The organism is Phreatobacter stygius, from assembly GCF_005144885.1.
Classification (GTDB): Bacteria; Pseudomonadota; Alphaproteobacteria; order Rhizobiales; family Phreatobacteraceae; genus Phreatobacter; species Phreatobacter stygius.
Map to the genome: position 1 here is coordinate 1,948,322 of NZ_CP039690.1, position 24,829 is coordinate 1,973,150.

Below are 24,829 nucleotides of genomic sequence, written 5' to 3' on the forward strand. Positions count from 1 at the left end.
GGTCTGAAATCGCATGCGGCCGACCCCGCCCCGCAAAAAGCAAGAAGCCGGCGCTATGGCCGGCTTCCTGATCTCTGGGTGACGGTGGAATGCTGCCGGTCAGGAGCCGCCGCCGAACGAACGCGGCGCCGGGCTGACCACGCGTCCGCCTGCCTGGATCACCGCCAGGCCGCGTTGCGGCGTGCCGTCGGCGCGGAAGCGGAACAGGCCGTCGACACCGTTGAAGCCCGAGTCGTTGGTCAGCACGCTCTCCGAGAAACGCTGGGTGCCCTGGGTGCGGACGAGCGCGGCGACGAGCGACACCGAGTCATAGGTGAGCGAGGCGATGCGCGTCGGATCCTGACCGAAGCGGGCGCGATAGCGGCCGGCAAAGCTCTGGAAGCCGGCGCCATCGGGCGCGGCATAGACGGCGGTCGGGGCCGCCTGCGCGGCGCCGCGATTGCCGACCCAGGTGCTGACGCCCAGCACCTGGACACGCCGGGTGTCGATGCCGGCCGCCGAGAGCGCGCGGATCGCCGCACCGTCATAGGGATCCGGGACGAAGATGGCATCGATCTGATTGGCGATGCCGGCGAGCTTGGCCGCCGCTGCCGTGACGCCGGCCGGTTCGAGCGGGAAGGTCTCGATCGCGACGACGCGTCCGCCCGAGCGGCTCACCGCCTCCTGGAACGCGCCCTGCACGACCTGTCCGAAAGCCGAGTTCGGCACGAAGGCGGCATAAGAACGCTTGCCCTGCTGGGCCGCATATTGAACGATCCGCTCGACCGTCGCCTGGGGCGTAATGCTCATCAGATAGACGCCGCGGGTGGCGACGCTGACATCGGTGGAATAGGCCATGATCGGCTTGCCGGCGGGCCGGGCGACGGCCGCGGCGCCGCGCACCGATTCCGCCAGCAGCGGCCCGAGAATGAGTTCGGCGCCCTCCTGAAGGGCCGCCTGGGTTGCCGCTTGCGCGCCCTCGGTGGTGCCGCCGTCATCCTTGACCAGGATGGTCAGGTCCGGCCCCTGGAATTCCGCCATGGCCATTTCGGCGGCGTTGCGCAGGCTGGTCGCCGTGCCGCTGGCCGGTCCGCTGGCCGACAGCGGCAGCAGGAGCGCGATCTTCACCGAGCCGGTGCCGATCGTCGTGCCCGCGCCTGGCGCGGCTTGCGCGTTCGGCGGCGTCGCTGCCGGGCCGCCGGGCGCCGAGCCCCCGACATTCAGACCGGAACAACCGGCAAGCCCGAGCACCATGGCGGCCGACAAGAATCCGCGACGCGGAAGATCGAGACGCAAGAATCCGGGCGCCCCATTGCGCGCCGGGCCAAAGTCCCGCCGATTAGCCATTCTCGTCACCACGAAAGGCCTCCACATGCCCGAACGCCCCATCCACTATCTCGCATTAACCGTGTCGCATCGCCAAGGTCAAACCCATGCATGGTAAATGGCGTTGCCCTTGAGCAACAATCGAACCGCGGCGAGCCGGATCATCAATGCCGCCGCTGACCTGGCGGGGAGCCCGCGGACCGCCCGTCCACCTTGGTTTTACTGCCGCTTCGACGGTCATCCTCGCCCGGTCCGCGACGGGGTCCCGTCACGATAGACACAGCGCTTCAATTTTTGGCGTTCTCGGACGTGCCGGCGCCGAGCGGCCCTGCGTCGCGTCACATGACGGCCGCCGGCCGGCAGCTTACAGTGCCATTTGGAGATCCATCATTCATGACGCGCCTTGCCGATTCACCTTCGCCCGCACGCCGCTACCTCATCGGCGGCACCGCTTTCACTGCCCGGCCGCTGGAACCTGGCCTGCATGTGGTCGCGACGCCGATCGGCAACCTGCGCGACATCACCATCCGGGCGATCGAAACCATGGCCGCGGCCGACGTGCTGGCCTGTGAGGACACCCGCATCACCCGCCGCCTGGTCGACCATTTCGGCATGACCGTGCCGCTGGTGCCCTATCACGAGCACAATGCCGCGGAGATGCGCCCGAAACTGCTGGCCCGGCTCGCGGCCGGCCAGGCGGTCGCGCTTTGCTCCGATGCCGGAACGCCGCTGGTCTCCGACCCGGGCTTCAAGCTGGTCGAGGCGGTGCGCGCCGCCGACCTGCCGGTCGTTCCGGTGCCCGGACCTTCCGCCGTGCTGGCCGCCCTGGTGGCCGCTGGACTGCCGACCGACGCGTTCTTTTTCGACGGCTTCCTGCCGGTCAAGACGGTCGGCCGGCGCGGTCGGGCCAAGGACCTGGCCGGCGTCCCCGGCTCGCTGGTCTTTTTCGAGACCGGGCCGCGCCTGGCCACCTCGCTCGCCGATCTCCTGGCCGAACTCGGCGACCGCCAGGCGGCGGTCTGCCGTGAACTCACCAAGGCTCACGAAGAGGTCCGCCGCGGGCCGCTCAGTCTGCTTGCCGCGCATTACGCCGCCTCGGCCGACCCGAAGGGCGAGATCGTCCTGGTCATCGCCCCGCCGGGCGAGACCCCGCCGCCGGCCGCCGACGACATCGACGCCATGCTGCGCGCGGCGCTCGCCACCGGCTCGGTCAAGGATGCCGCGACCGCGGTCGCGGAGGCCACCGGCCTCGCCCGCCGCGAGCTCTACCAGCGCGCCCTGGATCTCGCCAAGACCGGGACAGGTGGCGAACCGCCCGCGGCACGCGATGGAGAGCCCGCGGCACGGACCATCCCATGAGCGGCCGTCCGGTCCGCCGGCGCGAGGCCGACCCGAAGCGCTCCGGTGCCTGGGGGCGGGGCCGGCTCGCCGAGACCGCCGCAGCCGTCCTCCTGATCTTCAAGGGCTATCGCATCCTGGCGCGCCGCTGGCGGACACCAGGCGCCGAGATCGACATGGTGGTCCGGCGTGGCAATTGCCTGGTCTTTGTCGAGGTCAAGGCGCGAACCAATCTGGCCGAGGCCGAGATCGCGCTCGGCAACGCCCAGCGCCGGCGGATCACCGAGGCCGCCGAGCGGTTCTGCGCCGCGCATCCCCGCCATGCCGGCTGCGATAGGCGCTACGACATGATCCTGGTATCGAAGGGCGCGATGCCACGCCATATTCCAGGCGCCTTCGACGCGAATTTCTGAAAGGAATGCCCCATGCGGCTCAAGGTCGCTGTCCAGATGGACGCCATCGAGACCATCAAGATCAAAGGTGATTCCGGCTTCGCGCTGATCCTGGAGGCGCAGGCCCGCGGTCACGAGGTGGGCTATTACCATCCCGACCGGCTGGCTCTGCGCGACGGCCTGCCGACCGCCTGGGTCGCGCCGCTGACCGTACGTGACGTCGAGGGCGATCACTTCACCGCCGGCGCGCCCGTGCGCACCCGGCTCGACGCGTTCGACGTGATCCTGATGCGCCAGGATCCGCCCTTCGACCTGCATTACATTACCGCCACGCATTTGCTCGAGCGCGTCCACCCGAAGACCCTGGTCGTCAATGATCCCTTCCACGTCAGGAATGCGCCGGAAAAGATCTTCGTCACGCTGTTCCCCCAGTTGATGCCGACGACCTTGATCACCCGCGACCCCGATGAGGTGCGCGCTTTCCGCCAGGAGATGGGCGACATCGTGATGAAGCCGCTCTATGGCCATGGCGGGGCCGGCGTCTTCCGGATCCGCGCCGGCGACGAGAATTTCGGCTCGTTCCTCGACACTTTCGCCAGCCTCAGCCGCGAGCCCTGGGTGATCCAGCGCTATCTGCCGGCGGTGCGTGACGGCGACAAGCGCATCATCCTGGTCGACGGTGTCTTCGCCGGCGCGGTCAACCGTGTCCCCGCGGCCGATGATCTCAGGTCCAACATGGTGCGCGGCGGCGCCGCCGAGACCACCCAGCTCAGTGAACGCGAGCGCGAGATCTGCGAGACCATCGGGCCCGAACTGAAGGCGCGCGGTCTGGTCATCGCCGGCATCGACGTGATCGGCGGCAACCTGACCGAGATCAACGTCACCGCGCCGACCGGCATCCGCGCCATCAAGCGGCTGGGCGGACCGGATCTTGCGGTCGCCGTCTGGGATGCGATCGAAGCCAGGCGCGGCTGACGCCCCGCGGCGCGGCAGGCCTGACGCCGAGGGAAGCCGGGCGCCGAGGCGTGTCGACGCGGTCGGCATGCCGGCCTCGGCGCAGCAATGGCGCGCAGGCCGAGCCGCTGATGACGCCGGCCCAGTTCCGGCGCCATCGGCGCATGCCGCCGGCCGCCGAACGCGCTCCCGAGGCGACGGCGATCGAACTCCCTGAACAATGACATCGATCACCGTTGCCACGCCGCTCCAACCAGGCCTGCGATTGACAGACGAGCATTGCCCGCTAGTCTAACCATCATACAGGTTAGGTTTTGCGGGCAATGGCGGTTGAAGCGAGCGAGCCCAGCCGGCAGGTGACCTTCACCGGCGCCGGATTTCTGCACGGCGCCCGCGCGGCGCAGGCGCTTTGCGCCGGCGTCTTCGTTTATGGCGTCGCTTTCGGACTGGTCGCCCAACAGGTTGGGCTGTCGCTGATCGAGGCGGGCCTGATGAGCGCCGTCGTCTATTCGGGTTCGGCCCAGCTTGCCGCCGCAAGCGCGCTTGGTGGTCGCGGCGCCGGTGGCGCGGTTGCCGTCTCGGCCATCGCCGCGACGATCCTGGTGATGAACGCGCGCTATATCCTCTACGGCGCCGCGCTCAGGCCCTGGCTTGGCAAGCTTCCGGCCTTCCCGGCCTATGCAACCCTGTTCTTCCTTGGCGACGGCAACTGGCTCTTGTCGATGAAGGAACATGCCGCGGGCGGAAGGGATGCGGCCTATGTCCTCGGATCGGGCCTTGCGATGTTTGTCGCCTGGCTGGCCGGGACGATCCTCGGGCAGACCGCCGGCCTGATCGTGCCGGATCCATCCCGGCTCGGCCTTGATTTTCTGCTGGTGGCTTTTGCCGCCGCCATGGGCGTCGGCATGTTCAAGGGCAAAGGCGATCTGGCCGCGCTCGCGGCGGCCGCTGCAACCGCGATCGTGGTCAATCTTGTCGCCTCGACCGGCTGGGCGATCGTCGCCGCCGGGATCGCCGGCGCCATCACCGCCGCCATCCGCTTCGCGCCACCGGACGGCGCCTGAATGTCGGTCGAACCAACCTTCCTGCCGCTTCTGCTGGCGATGGCGCTGGCCTCCTTCGCCTGCCGGGCCTCCGGCTTCTGGCTGATGCGCTTCATCCCGATCACGCCGCGGCTCGAGGCCGCGCTGAAGGCGACGCCGGTCGCCGTGATGGTCGGCATCGTCGTGCCCACCGCGATGCGCGGACAAATCCCGGAACTGATCGCGCTCGGCGTCGTGGCTGTCGCCATGCGGCTGACCGGCAATGACCTTATCGCTGCACTGGCCGGCGTCGCGACGGTTGCGGCATGGCGGGTTGTGGCCTGAGGCAAGCAGGCGGCCGGCAAGGCCATCGGGATGTTCCCTTATTGTTCTCAGCCCGCGCCTGTGCAGACTGGCACGCGGGGGTTGAACCATGGTCCAACGCGTCGCGACCGTTGCCTTCCAGGGGATCGAGGCCAAGCCCGTGGACGTGCAGGTTCATGTGCTGGCCGGCAACGTCGTCTTCAATATTGTCGGCCTGCCGGACAAGGCCGTGAACGAAGCCAAGGAGCGGGTGCGCTCGGCGCTGGTTGCCTCCGGCCTGGCACTGCCCGGCCGGCGCATCACCGTCAATCTCGCGCCGGCCGACCTGCCCAAGGAAGGCAGCCATTTCGACCTGCCGATCGCCCTTGGCCTGATGGCCGCCATCGGCGCCATTCCGCATGATGCGCTGGACGGTTTCGTCGTCCTTGGCGAACTGGCGCTGGACGGCCGGCTGACGCCGGTTGCCGGCGTCCTGCCGGCGGCCATGGCCGCCAATGCGCAAGGTCTCGGCATCATCTGCCCGGCGGCCTGCGGCCCGGAAGCTGCCTGGGCCGGCGAGGCCGTCGAGGTGCTCGCCCCCGACAACCTGGTTCAACTGGCCAATCATTTCAAAGGCACGCAGGTCCTGTCGCGGCCCAAGCCCGGCATTCGCGCCGTCGATGCGCCGCTCGCCGATTTCCGCGACATCAAGGGCCAGGAGAGCGCCAAGCGCGCGGTCGAGATCGCCGCCGCCGGTGGCCACGCCCTGTTGATGAGCGGTCCGCCGGGATCCGGCAAGTCCATGCTGGCGAGCCGCATGCCATCGATCCTGCCGCCCCTGGCGCCAGCCGAACTGCTGGAAGTCTCGATGATCCATTCGGTGGCGGGGGAACTCGAAGGCGGAGCCTTGACCACGCGGCGGCCATTCCGGGCCCCACATCACTCCGCCACCATGCCGGCGCTGATCGGCGGCGGCCAAAGGATCAAACCCGGCGAGGTGTCGCTCGCCCATCACGGCGTGCTGTTCCTCGACGAACTGCCGGAGTTCCAGCCACACGTGCTGGATGGGCTGCGCCAGCCGATCGAGACCGGCGAGGCGATGATCGCCCGGGCCAACCAGCGTGTCTGCTTCCCGGCCCGGTTCCAGCTGGTCGCCGCCATGAACCCCTGCCGCTGCGGTCTGGCGACCGACCCGGGCCATAGCTGCAAGCGCGCGGCCAATGATCGCTGCATGGCCGACTACCAGGCCAAGATCTCCGGCCCGCTGATCGACCGGATGGACCTGGTCATCGAGGTGCCGGCGGTCTCGGCTGCCGATCTGATCCTGCCGGCGCCGGGCGAAGGCAGCCGCGAGATCGGCGCCCGCGTCGCGGGCGCGCGCCTGATCCAGGCCGAACGTTATGCAGCCCTTGGCCTGGCGATCCGCCTCAACGCCCATTGCCCGCCTTCGGTGCTGGACGAGGTGGCAGCCCTCGATGCCGCCGGCCAGGCGCTGTTGCGCGACGCCGCCGACGCGATGCGGTTGACCGCGCGTGGTTATCACCGCGTCCTCAAGGTCGCCCGGACGCTCGCCGATCTCGACGGCGAGGCCAGGCTCGGCCGCATTCACCTCGCCGAGGCGCTGACCTATCGGGGCTCGCCCTCAAAGTTGCGCAGCGCGGCCTGAAGCAACCTGCCCTGGCTTCATAGCCGCCCCAGATCCCGGCTGCGCGTGGCGCCTGTCGATGTAGCCGGAGGCCGGACCGGAACTATTGGCCGGCTGAACGTCGTGGAACAAGCCGCCAAATCTGGCTGTAGCGATCAAATCCTGGCTTGCTACCGCAGCTTGTGAACATCGGTGGCCATACCTCCAATGGCTATAACCCTTTTGCCCAGGGTGCCGGACATCGTTCCTAAGTGTCTCTTTGAGTCTAAACGCCAAAGCCGTGTCGCACGGGCGAACGCGAGGCGGGCATGGGTGTGCCAGGTGGACCCTGGATGCCAGAGGGACTCCGCAGTTTCCCACACTACGTCCTGGCCGCAAGGGATCTGTCTCATGACCAAGATCAGCCGCGAGATCGCTTTCATCGACGTCAAGGTGAATGACCTCACCACGTTGCTGGCGGGGCTTCGACCGGAGGTCGAACCGATCTTGTTGGCGGAGGGCCAGCCGGCGCCGCGGCAGATGGCGGAGGCGATGAAGCATCGCGCCGGCCTCGCCGCCATTCACGTCATCGCCCACGGCGGATCGGGCGAGGTATGCTTCGGATCGGGCGCGCTCGCGCTCGAGACGCTCGACGACCATAGCGAGGATCTTGCCGCGATCGGCGAGGCGCTCGGTGACCATGGCGAGCTGCTGCTGTGGAGCTGCAATAGCGGGCGGGGCGAGCGCGGGGCGTCTTTCGTCGATGCGCTTGCACGCACGACCGGAGCAAAGGTTGCGTCGGCCGCCGGCCGCGTCGGCGCCGCGGCGTTGGGCGGCTGTTGGGCGCTCGACAGGTGCTGCGGAACCACCAAGGCCCTGCCGCCGCTGACGGCGAAGGGGATTGCGGCCTATGCGGGCGTGATGGCGACGGTAACCGCAACGACAGGGGCCGACAATTTCACCGGGACCGGCGGCACCGGCAACACGACCACGGGCACCGACACGATCAATATTGCCAATGGCACAGTGCAAAGTGGAGACGTGTTCAACGGCGGCGGCGGCGCCGACACGATCGCCCTGACGAGCAGCGGCACGACCGCTGATTTCACGGTCGCCACGGTCACCAGCGTCGAGACCCTCAGCGGCAGCGGCAGCGGCGACACGGTCACGCTGACCGCAGCCCAATTCGCCGGCTTCACGACCATCAATCTGGGCGGCGGGACGGATACGCTGAATGTCGTCGTGAACGGCACGGTCGATATTTCGGGCAGTGGCTTTCCCATGCTGACGAATATCGAGAACCGCAACATTACCGGCACCGCCGGCGCCGATTCCCTCACGATGACGGCTGCGCAATTCTCCCTGTTCGATGCGTCAGGCATCAATTCTTCGATCGACCTCGGTGGCGGGCAGGACTCGCTCACGGTCGTGACCACGGGGAACTTCAACTGGTCCAGCGTAGCCCCGGACGCGTTCCTGAACATCGAAAGCGTCACCATCCGCGACACGGGCGGGGGGCACACCATCTCGGGCGGCAACGTCGCCACGACATTCATCGTAGGCGGCGGTGACACCGTCACCGGCATGACTGCCAACGACAGATTCGACATTGCCGCCGACAACGTGCGCGACGACCTTGACGGCGGTGGCGGTTCGGACACGGCGAATTTCTCGGCCTTCACGGCCGGCCTGACTGTCGTCTTGAATGGCAGCAGCCTGGCAACTGTCGGCGGCACCGGCTCCGGGTCGAACACCGACCGGATCCAGAACATCGAGAATTTCATCGGCGGTTCCGGCAATGATTCGATCACCGGTGACGGCAGCGCCAACATTCTGACCGGTGGCGGCGGCAACGACACGATCACTGGCGCCGGTGGCACCGATACGGTCGTCTTTTCCGGCAATCGGGCGAACTACCTGATTACGCTGAGCGGCGCGACCTACACGGTCGTGGATACCCGCGCGGGCTCGCCCGATGGCACCGATACGGTGACCACGGTCGAAAATTTCCAATTCGCCGATGGCACATTCACCGCCGGAGGGACGCTCGACGTCACGGCGCCTTCGGCCGCCTCGATCACCTCGGTGACCGACGACGTGTCGCCGGTCACCGGCGCGCTGGCGAACGGCGCCAGCACCAACGATCCCGACCTGACGGTGAGAGTGAGCCTGACCGGCACCGGCGCGGTGGCCGGCGACGCCGTCCGCCTCTACAACGGCAGCGGCACGGGCAGCCCCTTGGGCAGCGCCTATACTCTCACCGCCGCCGACATCAGCAACGGCTTTGCCAATGTCCAGACCGGAACGCTGACGAACGGCACCACCTACACGATCACGGCCCGCATCACCGACGGCCAGGGCAATCAGAGCGCCGTCTCGACCAACAGCTTCACGGTGACCGAGGATACGTCTGCGCCGTCGGCGCCATCGATCACCTCTGTGACCGACAACGTGTCGCCGGTGACCGGCGCGCTGGCGAACGGCGCCAGCACCAACGATCCCGACCTGACGGTGAGAGTGAGCCTGACCGGCACCGGCGCCGTGGCCGGCGACACTATACGCCTCTATGACGGCACCGGCACGGGCAGCCCCTTGGGCAGCGCCTATACGCTTACCGCCGCCGACATCGGCAACGGCTTTGCCAATGTCCAGACCGGAACGCTGACAAACGGCACCACCTACGCCATCACAGCCCGCATCACCGACGGAGCCGGCAACCAGAGCAACGGTTCTGGCGCTTTCACTGTGACCGAGGACACCACGGCACCTTCGGCCAGCCTGACGGTCAACGCCATCACCGCGGACAATATCCTGAACGCGGCGGAGGCCGGATCGAGCGTGACGGTGACCGGCACGGTCGGCGGTGATGTCCAGGACGGCGACATCGTCAGCCTGACGGTCAATGGCACGGTCTATAGCGGTGCGGCCTCGGGCGGCACGTTCAGCATTGCGGTGTCAGGCAGCGACCTGGCCGCCGACAGCAACACGACGGTCGATGCCAGCGTCACCACGACGGACGCGGCCGGCAACAGCACGACGGCCAGCACAACTCACGCCTATGCCGTCGACACCACGGCGCCGTCGGCGAGCCTGACGGTCAACGCGATCACCGCCGACAATATCCTGAACGCGGCGGAGGCCGGATCGAACGTCACGGTGACCGGCACGGTCGGCGGCGACGTCCAGGATGGCGATATCGTCAGCCTGACTGTCAATGGCACGGTCTATAGTGGTGCGGCCTCGGCCGGCAGCTTCAGCATTGCGGTCGCCGGTTCCGATCTCGCCGCCGATGCCGACACCACCGTTGCGGCCAGCGTCACCACCACGGACGCCGCCGGCAACAGCACGACGGCGACGGCGAGCCAGTCCTATGTCGTCGACACGACGGCACCGGCAGCGAGCATCAGCGTCAACGCCATCACCGCTGACAATATCCTGAACGCGGCAGAGGCCGGATCGAACGTCACGGTGACCGGCACGGTCGGCGGTGATGTCCAGGATGGCGACATCGTCAGCCTGACGGTCAATGGCACGGTCTATAGCGGTGCGGCCTCGGGCGGCAGCTTCAGCATCGCAGTGTCAGGCAGCGACCTGGCGGCCGATGCCGACACCGCCGTTGCGGCCAGCGTCACCACCACCGACGCCGCCGGCAACAGCACGACGGCGACGGCGAGCCAGAGCTATGCGGTCGACACGACGGCCCCGGCAGCGAGCATCAGCGTCAACGCCATCACCGCTGACAATATCCTGAACGCGGCGGAGGCCGGAACCAATGTCACGGTGACCGGCACGGTCGGCGGTGATGTCCAGGATGGCGACATCGTCAGCCTGACGGTCAATGGCACGGTCTATAGCGGTGCGGCCTCGGGCGGCAGCTTCAGCATCGCAGTGTCAGGCAGCGACCTGGCGGCCGATGCCGACACCGCCGTTGCGGCCAGCGTCACCACCACCGACGCCGCCGGCAACAGCACAACGGCGACGGCGAGCCAGAGCTATGCGGTCGACACGACGGCCCCGGCAGCGAGCATCAGCGTCAACGCCATCACCGCTGACAATATCCTGAACGCGGCGGAGGCCGGAACCAATGTCACGGTGACCGGCACGGTCGGCGGCGATGTCCAGGATGGCGATATCGTCAGCCTGACGGTCAATGGCACGATCTATAGCGGCGCGGCCTCGGGTGGCAGCTTCAGCATTGCGGTGGCTGGTTCCGACCTGGCGGCCGACAGCGACACCACCGTTGCGGCCAGCGTCACCACGACGGACGCGGCCGGCAACAGCACGACGGCCAGCACAACTCACGCCTATGCCGTCGACACCACGGCGCCGTCGGCGAGCCTGACGGTCAATGCGATCACCGCCGACAATATCCTGAACGCGGCGGAGGCCGGATCGAGCGTGACGGTGACCGGCACGGTCGGCGGTGATGTCCAGGACGGCGACATCGTCAGTCTGACGGTCAATGGCAGCACGTACACGGGTGCGGCCTCGGCCGGCACTTTCAGCATCGCGGTCGCCGGTTCCGATCTCGCCGCCGATGCCGACGCCACCGTTGCGGCCAGCGTCACCACCACCGATGCCGCCGGCAACAGCACGACGGCCAGCACAACTCACGCCTATGCCGTCGACACCACGGCGCCGTCGGCGAGCCTGACGGTCAATGCGATCACCGCCGACAATATCCTGAACGCGGCGGAGGCCGGATCGAACGTCACGGTGACCGGCACGGTCGGCGGCGACGTCCAGGATGGCGACATCGTCAGCCTGACGGTCAATGGCAGCACGTACACGGGTGCGGCCTCGGGTGGCAGCTTCAGCATTGCGGTCGCCGGTTCTGATCTCGCCGCCGATGCCGATACCACCGTTGCAGCCAGCGTCACCACCACCGACGCCGCCGGCAACAGCACAACGGCGACGGCGAGCCAGAGCTATGCGGTCGACACGACCGGGCCAGCGGCCAGCCTGACGGTCAATGCGATCACCGCCGACAATATCCTGAACGCGGCGGAGGCCGGGACCAATGTCACGGTGACCGGCACGGTCGGCGGCGACGTCCAGGACGGCGACATCGTCAGCCTGACGGTCAATGGCACGGTCTATAGCGGTGCGGCCTCGGCCGGCAGCTTCAGCATCGCGGTCGCTGGTTCCGATCTCGCCGCCGATGCCGATACCACCGTTGCGGCCAGCGTCACCACGACGGACGCCGCCGGCAACAGCACGACGGCGACGGCGAGCCAGAGCTATGCGGTCGACACGACCGGGCCAGCGGCCAGCCTGACGGTCAACGCCATCACCGCGGACAATATCCTGAACGCGGCGGAGGCCGGATCGAACGTGACGGTGACCGGCACGGTCGGCGGTGATGTCCAGGATGGCGACATCGTCAGCCTGACGGTCAATGGCACGGTCTATAGCGGTGCGGCCTCGGGCGGCACGTTCAGCATTGCGGTGGCTGGTTCCGATCTCGCCGCCGATGCCGACACCACCGTTGCGGCCAGCGTCACCACCACCGACACCGCCGGCAACAGCACGACGGCCAGCACTACTCACGCCTATGCCGTCGACACCACGGCACCTGCGGCCAGCCTGACGGTCAATGCGATCACCGCCGACAACATCCTGAACGCGGCAGAGGCCGGATCGAACGTCACGGTGACCGGCACGGTCGGCGGTGATGTCCAGGATGGCGACATCGTCAGCCTGACGGTCAATGGCAGCACGTACACGAGTGCGGCCTCGGCCGGCACTTTCAGCATCGCGGTGGCTGGTTCCGATCTCGCCGCCGATGCCGACACCACCGTTGCGGCCAGCGTCACCACCACCGATGCCGCCGGCAACAGCACGACGGCGACGGCGAGCCAGAGCTATGTCGTCGACACGACCGGGCCAGCGGCCAGCCTGACGGTCAACGCCATCACCGCCGACAATATCCTGAATGCGGCAGAGGCCGGAACCAATGTCACAGTGACCGGCACGGTCGGCGGTGATGTCCAGGACGGCGACATCGTCAGCCTGACGGTCAATGGCACGGTCTATAGCGGTGCGGCCTCGGGCGGCACGTTCAGCATTGCGGTCGCCGGTTCCGATCTCGCCGCCGATGCCGATACCACCGTTGCGGCCAGCGTCACCACGACGGACGCGGCCGGCAACAGCACGACGGCCAGCACAACTCACGCCTATGCCGTCGACACCACGGCGCCGTCGGCGAGCCTGACGGTCAACGCGATCACCGCCGACAATATCCTGAACGCGGCGGAGGCCGGATCGAGCGTGACGGTGACCGGCACGGTCGGCGGCGACGTCCAGGACGGCGACATCGTCAGCCTGACGGTCAATGGCAGCACGTACACGGGTGCGGCCTCGGCCGGCACGTTCAGCATCGCGGTCGCCGGTTCCGATCTCGCCGCCGATGCCGACACCACCGTTGCGGCCAGCGTCACCACGACGGACGCGGCCGGCAACAGCACGACGGCCAGCACAACTCACGCCTATGCCGTCGACACCACGGCGCCGTCGGCGAGCCTGACGGTCAATGCGATCACCGCCGACAATATCCTGAACGCGGCGGAGGCCGGAACCAATGTCACGGTGACCGGCACGGTCGGCGGCGACGTCCAGGATGGCGACATCGTCAGCCTGACGGTCAATGGCACGGTCTATAGCGGCGCGGCCTCGGGCGGCAGCTTCAGCATCGCAGTGTCAGGCAGCGACCTGGCCGCCGATGCCGACACCACCGTTGCGGCCAGCGTCACCACCACCGATGCCGCCGGCAACAGCACGACGGCGACGGCGAGCCAGTCCTATGCGGTCGATGCGACCGGACCAGCGGCCAGCCTGACGGTCAACGCCATCACCGCCGACAATATCCTGAACGCGGCAGAGGCCGGATCGAACGTCACGGTGACCGGCACGGTCGGCGGCGACGTCCAGGACGGCGACATCGTCAGCCTGACGGTCAATGGCACGGTCTATAGCGGCGCGGCCTCGGCCGGCAGCTTCAGCATTGCGGTCGCCGGTTCCGATCTCGCCGCCGATGCCGACACCACCGTTGCAGCCAGCGTCACGACGACGGACGCCGCCGGCAACAGCACGACGGCCAGCACAACTCACGCCTATGTCGTCGACACGACGGCACCGGCAGCGAGCATCAGCGTCAACGCCATCACCGCCGACAATATCCTGAATGCGGCAGAGGCCGGATCGAACGTCACGGTGACCGGCACGGTCGGCGGCGATGTCCAGGATGGCGACATCGTCAGCCTGACGGTCAACGGCACGGTCTATAGCGGTGCGGCCTCGGCCGGCAGCTTCAGCATCGCGGTCGCTGGTTCCGATCTCGCCGCCGATGCCGATACCACCGTTGCGGCCAGCGTCACCACGACGGACGCCGCCGGCAACAGCACGACGGCGACGGCGAGCCAGAGCTATGCGGTCGACACGACCGGGCCAGCGGCCAGCCTGACGGTCAACGCCATCACCGCGGACAATATCCTGAACGCGGCGGAGGCCGGATCGAACGTCACGGTGACCGGCACGGTCGGCGGTGATGTCCAGGACGGCGACATCGTCAGCCTGACGGTCAATGGCACGGTCTATAGCGGTGCGGCCTCGGCCGGCACTTTCAGCATTGCGGTGTCAGGCAGCGACCTGGCCGCCGACAGCAACACGACGGTCGATGCCAGCGTCACCACGACGGACGCGGCCGGCAACAGCACGACGGCCAGCACAACTCACGCCTATGCCGTCGACACCACGGCGCCGTCGGCGAGCCTGACGGTCAACGCGATCACCGCCGACAATATCCTGAACGCGGCGGAGGCCGGATCGAGCGTGACGGTGACCGGCACGGTCGGCGGTGATGTCCAGGATGGCGACATCGTCAGCCTGACGGTCAATGGCACGGTCTATAGCGGTGCGGCCTCGGGCGGCAGCTTCAGCATCGCAGTGTCAGGCAGCGACCTGGCGGCCGATGCCGACACCGCCGTTGCGGCCAGCGTCACCACCACGGACGCCGCCGGCAACAGCACGACGGCGACGGCGAGCCAGTCCTATGCGGTCGACACGACGGCACCGGCAGCGAGCATCAGCGTCAACGCCATCACCGCCGACAACATCCTGAACGCGGCGGAGGCCGGATCGAACGTCACGGTGACCGGCACGGTCGGCGGCGACGTCCAGGATGGCGACATCGTCAGCCTGACGGTCAATGGCAGCACGTACACGGGTGCGGCCTCGGCCGGCACTTTCAGCATTGCGGTCGCTGGTTCCGATCTCGCCGCCGATGCCGACACCACCGTTGCAGCCAGCGTCACGACGACGGACGCCGCCGGCAACAGCACGACGGCGACGGCGAGCCAGAGCTATGCGGTCGACACGACGGCACCGGCAGCGAGCATCAGCGTCAACGCCATCACCGCCGACAACATCCTGAACGCGGCGGAGGCCGGAACCAATGTCACGGTGACCGGCACGGTCGGCGGCGATGTCCAGGATGGCGACATCGTCAGCCTGACGGTCAATGGCAGCACGTACACGGGTGCGGCCTCGGCCGGCACTTTCAGCATTGCGGTGTCAGGCAGCGACCTGGCCGCCGACAGCAACACGACGGTCGATGCCAGCGTCACCACGACGGACGCGGCCGGCAACAGCACGACGGCCAGCACAACTCACGCCTATGCCGTCGACACCACGGCGCCGTCGGCGAGCCTGACGGTCAACGCGATCACCGCCGACAATATCCTGAACGCGGCGGAGGCCGGATCGAGCGTGACGGTGACCGGCACGGTCGGCGGTGATGTCCAGGATGGCGACATCGTCAGCCTGACGGTCAATGGCACGGTCTATAGCGGTGCGGCCTCGGGCGGCAGCTTCAGCATCGCAGTGTCAGGCAGCGACCTGGCGGCCGATGCCGACACCGCCGTTGCGGCCAGCGTCACCACCACGGACGCCGCCGGCAACAGCACGACGGCGACGGCGAGCCAGTCCTATGCGGTCGACACGACGGCACCGGCAGCGAGCATCAGCGTCAACGCCATCACCGCCGACAACATCCTGAACGCGGCGGAGGCCGGATCGAACGTCACGGTGACCGGCACGGTCGGCGGCGACGTCCAGGATGGCGACATCGTCAGCCTGACGGTCAATGGCAGCACGTACACGGGTGCGGCCTCGGCCGGCACTTTCAGCATTGCGGTCGCTGGTTCCGATCTCGCCGCCGATGCCGACACCACCGTTGCAGCCAGCGTCACGACGACGGACGCCGCCGGCAACAGCACGACGGCGACGGCGAGCCAGAGCTATGCGGTCGACACGACGGCACCGGCAGCGAGCATCAGCGTCAACGCCATCACCGCCGACAACATCCTGAACGCGGCGGAGGCCGGAACCAATGTCACGGTGACCGGCACGGTCGGCGGCGATGTCCAGGATGGCGACATCGTCAGCCTGACGGTCAATGGCAGCACGTACACGGGTGCGGCCTCGGCCGGCACTTTCAGCATTGCGGTCGCTGGTTCCGATCTCGCCGCCGATGCCGACACCACCGTTGCAGCCAGCGTCACCACCACCGACGCCGCCGGCAACAGCACGACGGCGACGGCGAGCCAGAGCTATGCGGTCGATGCGACCGGGCCAGCGGCCAGCCTGACGGTCAACGCGATCACCGCCGACAACATCCTGAACGCGGCAGAGGCCGGATCGAACGTGACGGTGACCGGCACGGTCGGCGGTGATGTCCAGGATGGTGATATCGTCAGCCTGACGGTCAATGGCACGGTCTATAGCGGTGCGGCCTCGGGTGGCAGCTTCAGCATCGCGGTCGCCGGTTCCGATCTCGCCGCCGATGCCGACACCACCGTTGCGGCCAGCGTCACGACGACGGACGCGGCCGGCAACAGCACGACGGCGACGGCAAGCCAGAGCTATGCGGTCGATGCGACCGGACCAGCAGCGAGCATCAGCGTCAACGCCATCACCGCTGACAATATCCTGAACGCGGCAGAGGCCGGAACCAATGTCACGGTGACCGGCACGGTCGGCGGTGACGTCCAGGACGGCGACATCGTCAGCCTGACGGTCAATGGCACGGTCTATAGCGGTGCGGCCTCGGGTGGCAGCTTCAGCATCGCAGTGTCAGGCAGCGACCTGGCGGCCGACAGCGACACGACGGTCGATGCCAGTGTCACCACCACCGATGCCGCCGGCAACAGCACGACGGCGACGGCGAGCCAGAGCTATGCCGTCGACACGACGGCACCGGCAGCGAGCATCAGCGTCAACGCCATCACCGCCGACAATATCCTGAACGCGGCGGAGGCCGGATCGAACGTCACGGTGACCGGCACGGTCGGCGGCGACGTCCAGGACGGCGACATCGTCAGCCTGACGGTCAATGGCACAGTCTATAGCGGCGCGGCCTCGGGCGGCAGCTTCAGCATCGCGGTGGCCGGTTCCGATCTCGCCGCCGATGCCGACACCACCGTTGCGGCCAGCGTCACCACCACCGATGCCGCCGGCAACAGCACCACGGCGACGGCGAGCCAGAGCTATGCGGTCGATGCGACCGGACCAGCGGCCAGCCTGACGGTCAATGCGATCACCGCCGACAATATCCTGAACGCGGCGGAGGCCGGAACCAATGTCACGGTGACCGGCACGGTCGGCGGTGACGTCCAGGACGGCGACATCGTCAGCCTGACGGTCAATGGCACGGTCTATAGCGGCGCGGCCTCGGCCGGCACTTTCAGCATCGCGGTGGCTGGTTCCGATCTCGCCGCCGATGCCGACACCACCGTTGCGGCCAGCGTCACCACCACCGACGCCGCCGGCAACAGCACGACGGCCAGCACTACTCACGCCTATGCCGTCGACACCACGGCACCTGCGGCCAGCCTGACGGTCAATGCGATCACCGCCGACAACATCCTGAACGCGGCAGAGGCCGGATCGAACGTCACGGTGACCGGCACGGTCGGCGGTGATGTCCAGGATGGCGACATCGTCAGCCTGACGGTCAATGGCAGCACGTACACGGGTGCGGCCTCGGCCGGCACTTTCAGCATCGCGGTGGCTGGTTCCGATCTCGCCGCCGATGCCGACACCACCGTTGCGGCCAGCGTCACCACCACCGATGCCGCCGGCAACAGCACGACGGCGACGGCGAGCCAGAGCTATGTCGTCGACACGACCGGGCCAGCGGCCAGCCTGACGGTCAACGCCATCACCGCCGACAATATCCTGAATGCGGCAGAGGCCGGAACCAATGTCACAGTGACCGGCACGGTCGGCGGCGATGTCCAGGATGGCGATATCGTCAGCCTGACGGTCAATGGCAGCACGTACACGGGCGCGGCCTCGGGTGGCAGCTTCAGCATTGCGGTCGCCGGTTCCGATCTCGCCGCCGATGCCGACACCACCGTTGCGGCCAGCGTCACCACGACGGACGCAGCCGGAAACAGCACCACAGCGACAGCGAGCCAGAGCTATGCCGTCGACATCGCCGGTCCGGCGGTGGCGATCACCACGATCGAGGGTGGCGACACGACGATCAGCGCGGCGGAAGCCGCCGGTGGCATCACCGTCGCCGGCACGGCCGAGGCCGGTTCGACCCTGACGGTCAATGGCGTGGCGGTGACGGTGGCCGGTGACGGCACTTGGACCACCAGCGTGGCGGCCCCCGCGGCCGACGGCGACCTGGTGGTCACCGCGATCGCCACCGACGCGGCCGGCAACAGCCAGTCGGCGACCACGACGCTGCAGGTCGACATCGCCGGTCCGGCGGTGGCGATCACCACGATCGAGGGTGGCGACACGACGATCAGCGCGGCGGAAGCCGCCGGTGGCATCACCGTCTCCGGCACGGCCGAGGCCGGTTCGACCCTGACGGTCAATGGCGTGGCGGTGACGGTCGCCGGTGACGGCAGCTGGACCACCAGCGTGGCGGCCCCCGCGGCCGACGGCGACCTGGTGGTCACCGCGGTCGCCACCGATGCGGCCGGCAACAGCCAATCGGCGACCACGACGCTGACTGTCGACATCGCCGGTCCGGCGGTGGCGATCACCACGATCGAGGGCGGCGACACGACGATCAGCGCGGCGGAAGCCGCCGGCGGCATCACCGTCTCCGGCACGGCCGAGGTTGGTTCGACCCTGACGGTCAATGGCGTGGCGGTGACGGTCGCCGGTGACGGCAGCTGGACCACCAGCGTGGCGGCCCCCGCGGCCGACGGCGACCTGGTGGTCACCGCGGTCGCCACCGATGCGGCCGGCAACAGCCAGTCGGCGACCACGACGCTGACTGTCGACACTGCCGGTCCGGCGGTGGCGATCACCACGATCGAGGGTGGCGATACGACGATCAGCGCGGCGGAAGCCGCCGGCGGCATCACCGTCTCCGGCACGGCCGAGGTTGGTTCGACCCTGACGGTCAATGGCGTGGCGGTGACGGTCGCCGGCGACGGCAGCTGGACCACCAGCGTGGCGGCCCCCGCGGCCGACGGCGACCTGGTGGTCACCGCGGTCGCCACCGATGCGGCCGGCAACAGCCAATCGGCGACCACGACGCTGACTGTCGACACTGCCGGTCCGGCGGTGGCGATCACCACGATCGAGGGTGGCGACACGACGATCAGCGCGGCGGAAGCCGCCGGTGGCATCACCGTCGCCGGCACGGCCGAGGCCGGTTCGACCCTGACGGTCAATGGCGTGGCGGTGACGGTGGCCGGTGACGGCACTTGGACCACCAGCGTGGCGGCCCCCGCGGCCGACGGCGACCTGGTGGTCACCGCGATCGCCACCGACGCGGCCGGCAACAGCCAGTCGGCGACCACGACGCTGCAGGTCGACATCGCCGGTCCGGCGGTGGCGATCACCACGATCGAGGGTGGCGACACGACGATCAACGCGGCCGAAGCCGCCGGCGGCATCACCGTCTCCGGCACGGCCGAGGTTGGTTCGACCCTGACGGTCAATGGCGTGGCGGTGACGGTCGCCGGTGACGGCACTTGGACCACCAGCGTGGCGGCCCCCGCGGCCGACGGCGACCTGGTGGTCACCGCGATCGCCACCGATGCGGCCGGCAACAGCCAGTCGGCGACCACGACGCTGACTGTCGACACTGCCGGTCCGGCGGTGGCGATCACCACGATCGAGGGTGGCGACACGACGATCAGCGCGGCCGAAGCCGCCGGCGGCATCACCGTCTCCGGCACGGCCGAGGCCGGTTCGACCCTGACGGTCAATGGCGTGGCGGTGACGGTCGCCGGTGACGGCACTTGGACCACCAGCGTGGCGGCCCCCGCGGCCGACGGCGACCTGGTTGTCACCGCGGTCGCCACCGATGCGGCCGGCAACAGCCAGTCGGCGACCACGACGCTGACTGTCGACACTGCCGGTCCGGCGGCTGCGGTGGCGATCACCGCGATTTCCACCGACACCGGTGGGTCGTCGACCGACTTCGTCACCAGCGACACCACGCTGACGGTCAGCGGCAGCAATGGCGCGCTGGGCAGCGGCGAAAAGGTGCAGGTCTCGACCGACGGCACCACCTGGGTCGACGTTACGCCGACCGACAGCACGCATTGGAGTTATACCGACCCGGCCATCCACAGCGCGAGCTTCACCTACCTGGCGCGGGTGGTGGACGCTGACGGCAATGTCGGCAATACGACCAGCCAGGCGGTCATCATCGATACTGCGGCGCCGGCGGCTGCGGTGGCGATCGCCGCGATTTCCACCGACACCGGTGGGTCGTCGACCGACTTCGTCACCAGCGACACCACGCTGACGGTCAGCGGCAGCAATGGCGCGCTGGGCAGCGGCGAGAAGGTCCAGATCAGCATTGACGGCACCACCTGGGTCGACGTTACGCCGACCGACAGCACGCATTGGAGTTATACCGACCCGGCCGTCCATAGCACCAGCTTCACCTACCAGGTGCGGGTGGTCGATAGCGCCGGCAATGTCGGCAATACCGCGAGCCAGGCGGTCACCATCGACACCACGGCGTCTGCGGCCACGGTAGCGATCACCGCGATTTCCACCGACACCGGGACGTCGTCGACCGACTTCGTCACCAGCGACACCACGCTGACGGTCAGCGGCAGCAATGGCGCGCTGGGCAGCGGCGAGAAGGTCCAGGTCTCGACCGACGGCACCATCTGGGTCGACGTTACGCCGACCGACAGCACGCACTGGAGTTATACCGACCCGGCTGTCCATGGCACCAGCTTCACCTACCAGGTGCGGGTGGTCGATAGCGCCGGCAATGTCGGCAATACCGCGAGCCAGGCGGTCACCATCGACACCACGGCAGATTCCGGAACCACGGCATCGGTCGATATCACGCCGACAACGATCAATGCCGCCGGCGAGAGCTCTGTCGCCTACACGATTGCGGGTGTCGACCCCGACGCGACCGCGAGTATCACATTCACCAGCAGCGGTGGGGGATCTGTTACGGTGGCCGGACTCGGCAATGGCTCGTACACCGTCGATCTGACATCGTTGAATGACGGGACGATAACCGCGTCGATCGCACTAACCGATACGGCCGGTAACAGCGCGATCGGCACCGGCGACACAGCGACACTGAATACCGGTTCCGGTGCCACCATCACGGGCACTTCAGGCCCGGACCTGCTGATTGGCACCAACGGCAATGACACGCTGATGGCCCTCGGTGGCAATGACATCCTCATCGGCGGTGGCGGTAACGACAGCCTCCAAGGCCAAGCCGGCAACGACACCTTCCTGTATATGGAAGGCGACGGAGCGGACACCACCAATGGCGGCGCTGGCACCGACAGTCTCTACATTACAGGGACCTCGGCGAACGACACGATCAATGTCGTGACCTCAGGGGGCGAGATTACCGGCCTCGAAGGCGGCACGGTCGCGAGCGTCGAGAAAGTCTACCTGAATCTTGGTGGCGGCAGCGCGGATACGCTGAGCTATGCCGGCACGAGCTCGAAAGTGACGGTCAACCTGTCGACCTCGGACGCGACCGGGTTCAACTCGATCGCGGGGGTGGAGAACGTCACTGGTGGATCCGGAAATGACACGCTCACCGGAGACAACGGCAACAACATACTCGACGGTGGCGCCGGCAATGACCTCATCACGGCCCTTGGCGGCAACGACACGCTGATTGGCGGAGTAGGAAACGATACGCTGGTCGCCGGTTCCGGCAACGATGTCATTCTTGGCGGCGACGGTAGCGATACGATCCGCTACACGGCCGGCAGCGGCGTGGATACGATCGACGGCGGCACGGGCACGGACAAGCTCGTCGTTACGGGGACCGGAGGCAACGACACGATCAATGTCGTGGTCACGGGCACGACGATCACCGGTCTTGCCGGCGGCGGTGTCACCGGCGTCGAGAACGTCACGCTCGATCTCGGCGGGGGCGCGAGCGACACGCTGAACTATGCGGGAACGACGTCAAATGTGACGGTCAACCTGGCGAACGGCAGTGCGACCGGCTTCAGCTCGATCGACGGCGTGGAGAACGTCATTGGCGGTGACGGCAACGACACTCTGACCGGCAGCTCGTCCGCTGACCAGCTCAACGGCGGAGCCGGCAACGACACCATCAAGGGAGGTGCCGGAGCCGATGCGCTCACCGGTGGCAGTGGCAGCGATACGTTCGTCTACACCAGTCTGGCGAACTCGCGGGCGGCCTCCTTCGACACGATCAGCGATTTCACGACCGGTGTCGACAAAGTCCAGATCGGCCACGCTCTCAACGGTCTGACCACCGGCATCGTGAAGTCCTCCGGCATCACCGGGAACCTCGCGACCGACCTCGCCAGCGTCCTCAATAGCGCAAACCTCAAAGCCAATGGCGCTGCCGAGGTGACCATCAGCAGCGGTGCCGCCGCCGGAACCTACCTCGTCATCAACGATGGAACGGCCGGCTACAACGCGAACAATGACAGCGTCGTCAAGCTGACAGGCGCGCCGCTCCTGCACACGACCGATTTCATCGTTTGAGGCGCGCGGGGACAGGCAGTGCATGCGGTTCTGTAGCGGCGATTGTTCGTCGCCATCGCAATTCGACGAGGTTGCACCATGCAAGCGCAGTTCCGGAGCGAGACGAAATCAAGCGCCAACGGGGCGAAGCGCACGAGCGGTGCAGACCGCGCGAGGATATACAAGAACAAGGACGAACTGCGAGAACTGCTGTTTTCGTGCAGAGGCTATTTCATCACCGCCGTGATCTTCAGCCTGGCGATCAATCTGCTGTATCTCGCCGGCCCGCTTTACATGCTTCAGGTCTACGATCGCGTCGTCTCGAGCGGGAGCATGGTCACGCTCCTGATGCTGACGATCTTGCTGCTGGTCGCCTTCGCAGCCCTGGCCGGTCTCGACCTGGTCCGGACTCGCATCCTGGCGCGCGCGTCGATCCGTCTCGACCAGCGGATGGCGGGGCGCGTGATGGCGGCGATCGTCGATGCCTCACTCAAGACCGGAACCGCAAAGAGCCAATATCTTCGTGACTTCGATCATGTCCGACAGTGCATTACCGGCGTGGGAATTCATGCCCTTCTCGACCTGCCCTGGGCGCCGATCTACATCGCGGTGATCTTTCTCCTTCATCCCCTGTTGGGAGCTTTCGCCCTCGGTGCCGCGATCCTGCTCATTCTCGTGGCATTGCTCAACGAATGGTGGGTGCGCGGGCCGCTCGGCGAAGCCAACGAGGCCGGGGTTCGCGGCTACAGCTTCGCCGACATGAGCCTCCGCAATGCGGAGGTCGTGCAGGCGATGGGCATGCTGGGCGGCCTGCTGCGGCGGTGGAGCCGGGATCGCGATCTGGCCCTTGATCGACAACTGACGGCAAGCGACCGCGCCGCCGCCATGTCGAGCCTGATCCGCTTCCTGCGCCTGTCGGTACAATCCATCATTCTCGGCCTCGGCGCCTATCTGGTCGTCGAGCGCGCCGTGACGGTCGGGTCGATGTTTGCGGCCGCGATCCTGCTCGGGCGGGCCATGCAGCCGGTCGAACAGATCGTCGGGGCCTGGCGCACCGTGGTGTCGGCGCGAAGCGCCTATGGGCGCGTGGGAATGCTTCTCAAGGCCACGCCGGAGCCCGAGCCACGACTGTCGCTGCCCAGACCAGCCGGCAACCTGTCGGTCGAGAACGTCAGCTACATGCTTCACGGGAGCTCACGGCCGATCCTGCGCGCGATAGAATTTCAACTGGCGGCAGGTGAACTGCTCGGTGTGGTCGGGCCTTCGGGCGCCGGTAAATCGACACTGGCCCGCCACATCGTGGGCGTCTTGGCGCCGACCGCCGGTTCGGTACGTCTCGACGGCGCTGACGTATCGACCTGGCCGCGGGCTTCCTTTGGTTGTCATGTCGGTTATCTCCCGCAGGACATCGAGCTTTTCGCCGACACCGTGGCGGCCAATATCAGCCGGTTTCAAAATGGCGACGATGACAAGGTCATCGAGGCCGCGAAGCGTGCCAGCGTGCATGAGATGATTTTGCGCCTTCCGAACGGATATGAGACGCAGGTCGGCGAGGGCGGCGCGATCCTGTCGGGCGGCTACCGGCAGCGCATTGGATTGGCCCGCGCGATCTATGGCAATCCAAGCCTGGTGGTGCTCGACGAGCCGAGTTCAAACCTTGATGTCGATGGCGACTCCGCGCTCATGGACTGCCTTGCGCAGCTCAAGAAGGCAGGCACCGCGGTGGTCATCATATCTCATCGACCGAGCACCCTCGGTGTGGCCGATAAGATCTTGATGATCCGCGATGGTGCTGTCGAGCTGTTCGGGCCGCGCACTGAAATATTGGCGCGCCTGACGCGCCCCGTCGCGGTTCCCGCAACACCTGCCAGGAGCGCGGAGTCGTAAGCGCCCGGCTTTGACGACCATGTACAGGAGTT

General features: G+C 67.6%; 9 protein-coding genes. 8 read left to right on the forward strand and 1 reads right to left on the reverse strand.

Annotation, left to right across the window (positions count from 1 at the left end; genetic code table 11):
* Nucleotides 1–99: 99 nt before the first annotated feature.
* Entirely contained in the window at nt 100–1,245 is a 1,146-nt protein-coding gene (locus tag E8M01_RS08935) for a penicillin-binding protein activator (RefSeq protein WP_246088654.1), read from the reverse strand.
* A 453-nt stretch (nt 1,246–1,698) separates the two neighbouring features.
* On the opposite strand from E8M01_RS08935, the gene rsmI reads away from it, so the two are divergent.
* The 8 genes from rsmI (at nt 1,699) to E8M01_RS08975 (ending at nt 24,797) form a co-directional block, all read left to right on the forward strand.
* Nucleotides 1,699–2,664 carry a 16S rRNA (cytidine(1402)-2'-O)-methyltransferase gene (gene rsmI / locus E8M01_RS08940; protein ID WP_136959798.1) on the forward strand — a complete coding sequence of 322 codons (966 nt, stop codon included), beginning with the start codon at nt 1,699–1,701 and terminating at the stop codon, nt 2,662–2,664.
* Nucleotides 2,661–3,056, forward strand: a complete 396-nt coding sequence (locus E8M01_RS08945) for a YraN family protein (RefSeq protein ID WP_136959799.1) — start codon at nt 2,661–2,663, stop codon at nt 3,054–3,056. The genes rsmI and E8M01_RS08945 overlap by 4 nt, the downstream gene beginning before the upstream one ends.
* Before the next feature lie 12 nt (nt 3,057–3,068).
* Nucleotides 3,069–4,010 (forward strand): glutathione synthase, encoded by a 942-nt coding sequence (gene gshB, locus E8M01_RS08950; protein ID WP_136959800.1) that lies wholly within the window; start codon nt 3,069–3,071, stop codon nt 4,008–4,010.
* Nucleotides 4,011–4,312: 302 nt separating this feature from the next.
* The gene (locus E8M01_RS08955; RefSeq protein ID WP_136959801.1) at nt 4,313–5,053 is read left to right on the forward strand and encodes an AzlC family ABC transporter permease; all 741 of its coding nucleotides are present in this window, start codon (nt 4,313–4,315) and stop codon (nt 5,051–5,053) included.
* A complete protein-coding gene (locus tag E8M01_RS08960; protein WP_136959802.1) occupies nt 5,054–5,356 on the forward strand; it encodes an AzlD family protein in 303 nt (100 codons plus the stop codon).
* A gap of 88 nt (nt 5,357–5,444) precedes the next feature.
* A complete protein-coding gene (locus E8M01_RS08965; protein ID WP_136959803.1) occupies nt 5,445–6,980 on the forward strand; it encodes a YifB family Mg chelatase-like AAA ATPase in 1,536 nt (511 codons plus the stop codon).
* Between the two features lie 369 nt (nt 6,981–7,349).
* Nucleotides 7,350–22,931 (forward strand): Ig-like domain-containing protein, encoded by a 15,582-nt coding sequence (locus tag E8M01_RS08970; RefSeq protein WP_170181836.1) that lies wholly within the window; start codon nt 7,350–7,352, stop codon nt 22,929–22,931.
* A 78-nt stretch (nt 22,932–23,009) separates the two neighbouring features.
* Entirely contained in the window at nt 23,010–24,797 is a 1,788-nt protein-coding gene (locus tag E8M01_RS08975; protein WP_136959805.1) for a type I secretion system permease/ATPase, read from the forward strand.
* Nucleotides 24,798–24,829: the final 32 nt, after the last annotated feature.

Bases quoted from the DNA above. Each gene is read 5' to 3' on its own strand.
- gshB (WP_136959800.1), top strand. From the start codon at position 3,069: ATGCGGCTCAAGGTCGCTGTCCAGATGGACGCCATCGAGACCATCAAG.
- rsmI (WP_136959798.1), top strand. From the start codon at position 1,699: ATGACGCGCCTTGCCGATTCACCTTCGCCCGCACGCCGCTACCTCATC.
- E8M01_RS08970 (WP_170181836.1), top strand. From the start codon at position 7,350: ATGACCAAGATCAGCCGCGAGATCGCTTTCATCGACGTCAAGGTGAAT.
- E8M01_RS08965 (WP_136959803.1), top strand. From the start codon at position 5,445: ATGGTCCAACGCGTCGCGACCGTTGCCTTCCAGGGGATCGAGGCCAAG.
- E8M01_RS08975 (WP_136959805.1), top strand. From the start codon at position 23,010: ATGCAAGCGCAGTTCCGGAGCGAGACGAAATCAAGCGCCAACGGGGCG.
- E8M01_RS08960 (WP_136959802.1), top strand. From the start codon at position 5,054: ATGTCGGTCGAACCAACCTTCCTGCCGCTTCTGCTGGCGATGGCGCTG.
- E8M01_RS08955 (WP_136959801.1), top strand. From the start codon at position 4,313: ATGGCGGTTGAAGCGAGCGAGCCCAGCCGGCAGGTGACCTTCACCGGC.
- E8M01_RS08945 (WP_136959799.1), top strand. From the start codon at position 2,661: ATGAGCGGCCGTCCGGTCCGCCGGCGCGAGGCCGACCCGAAGCGCTCC.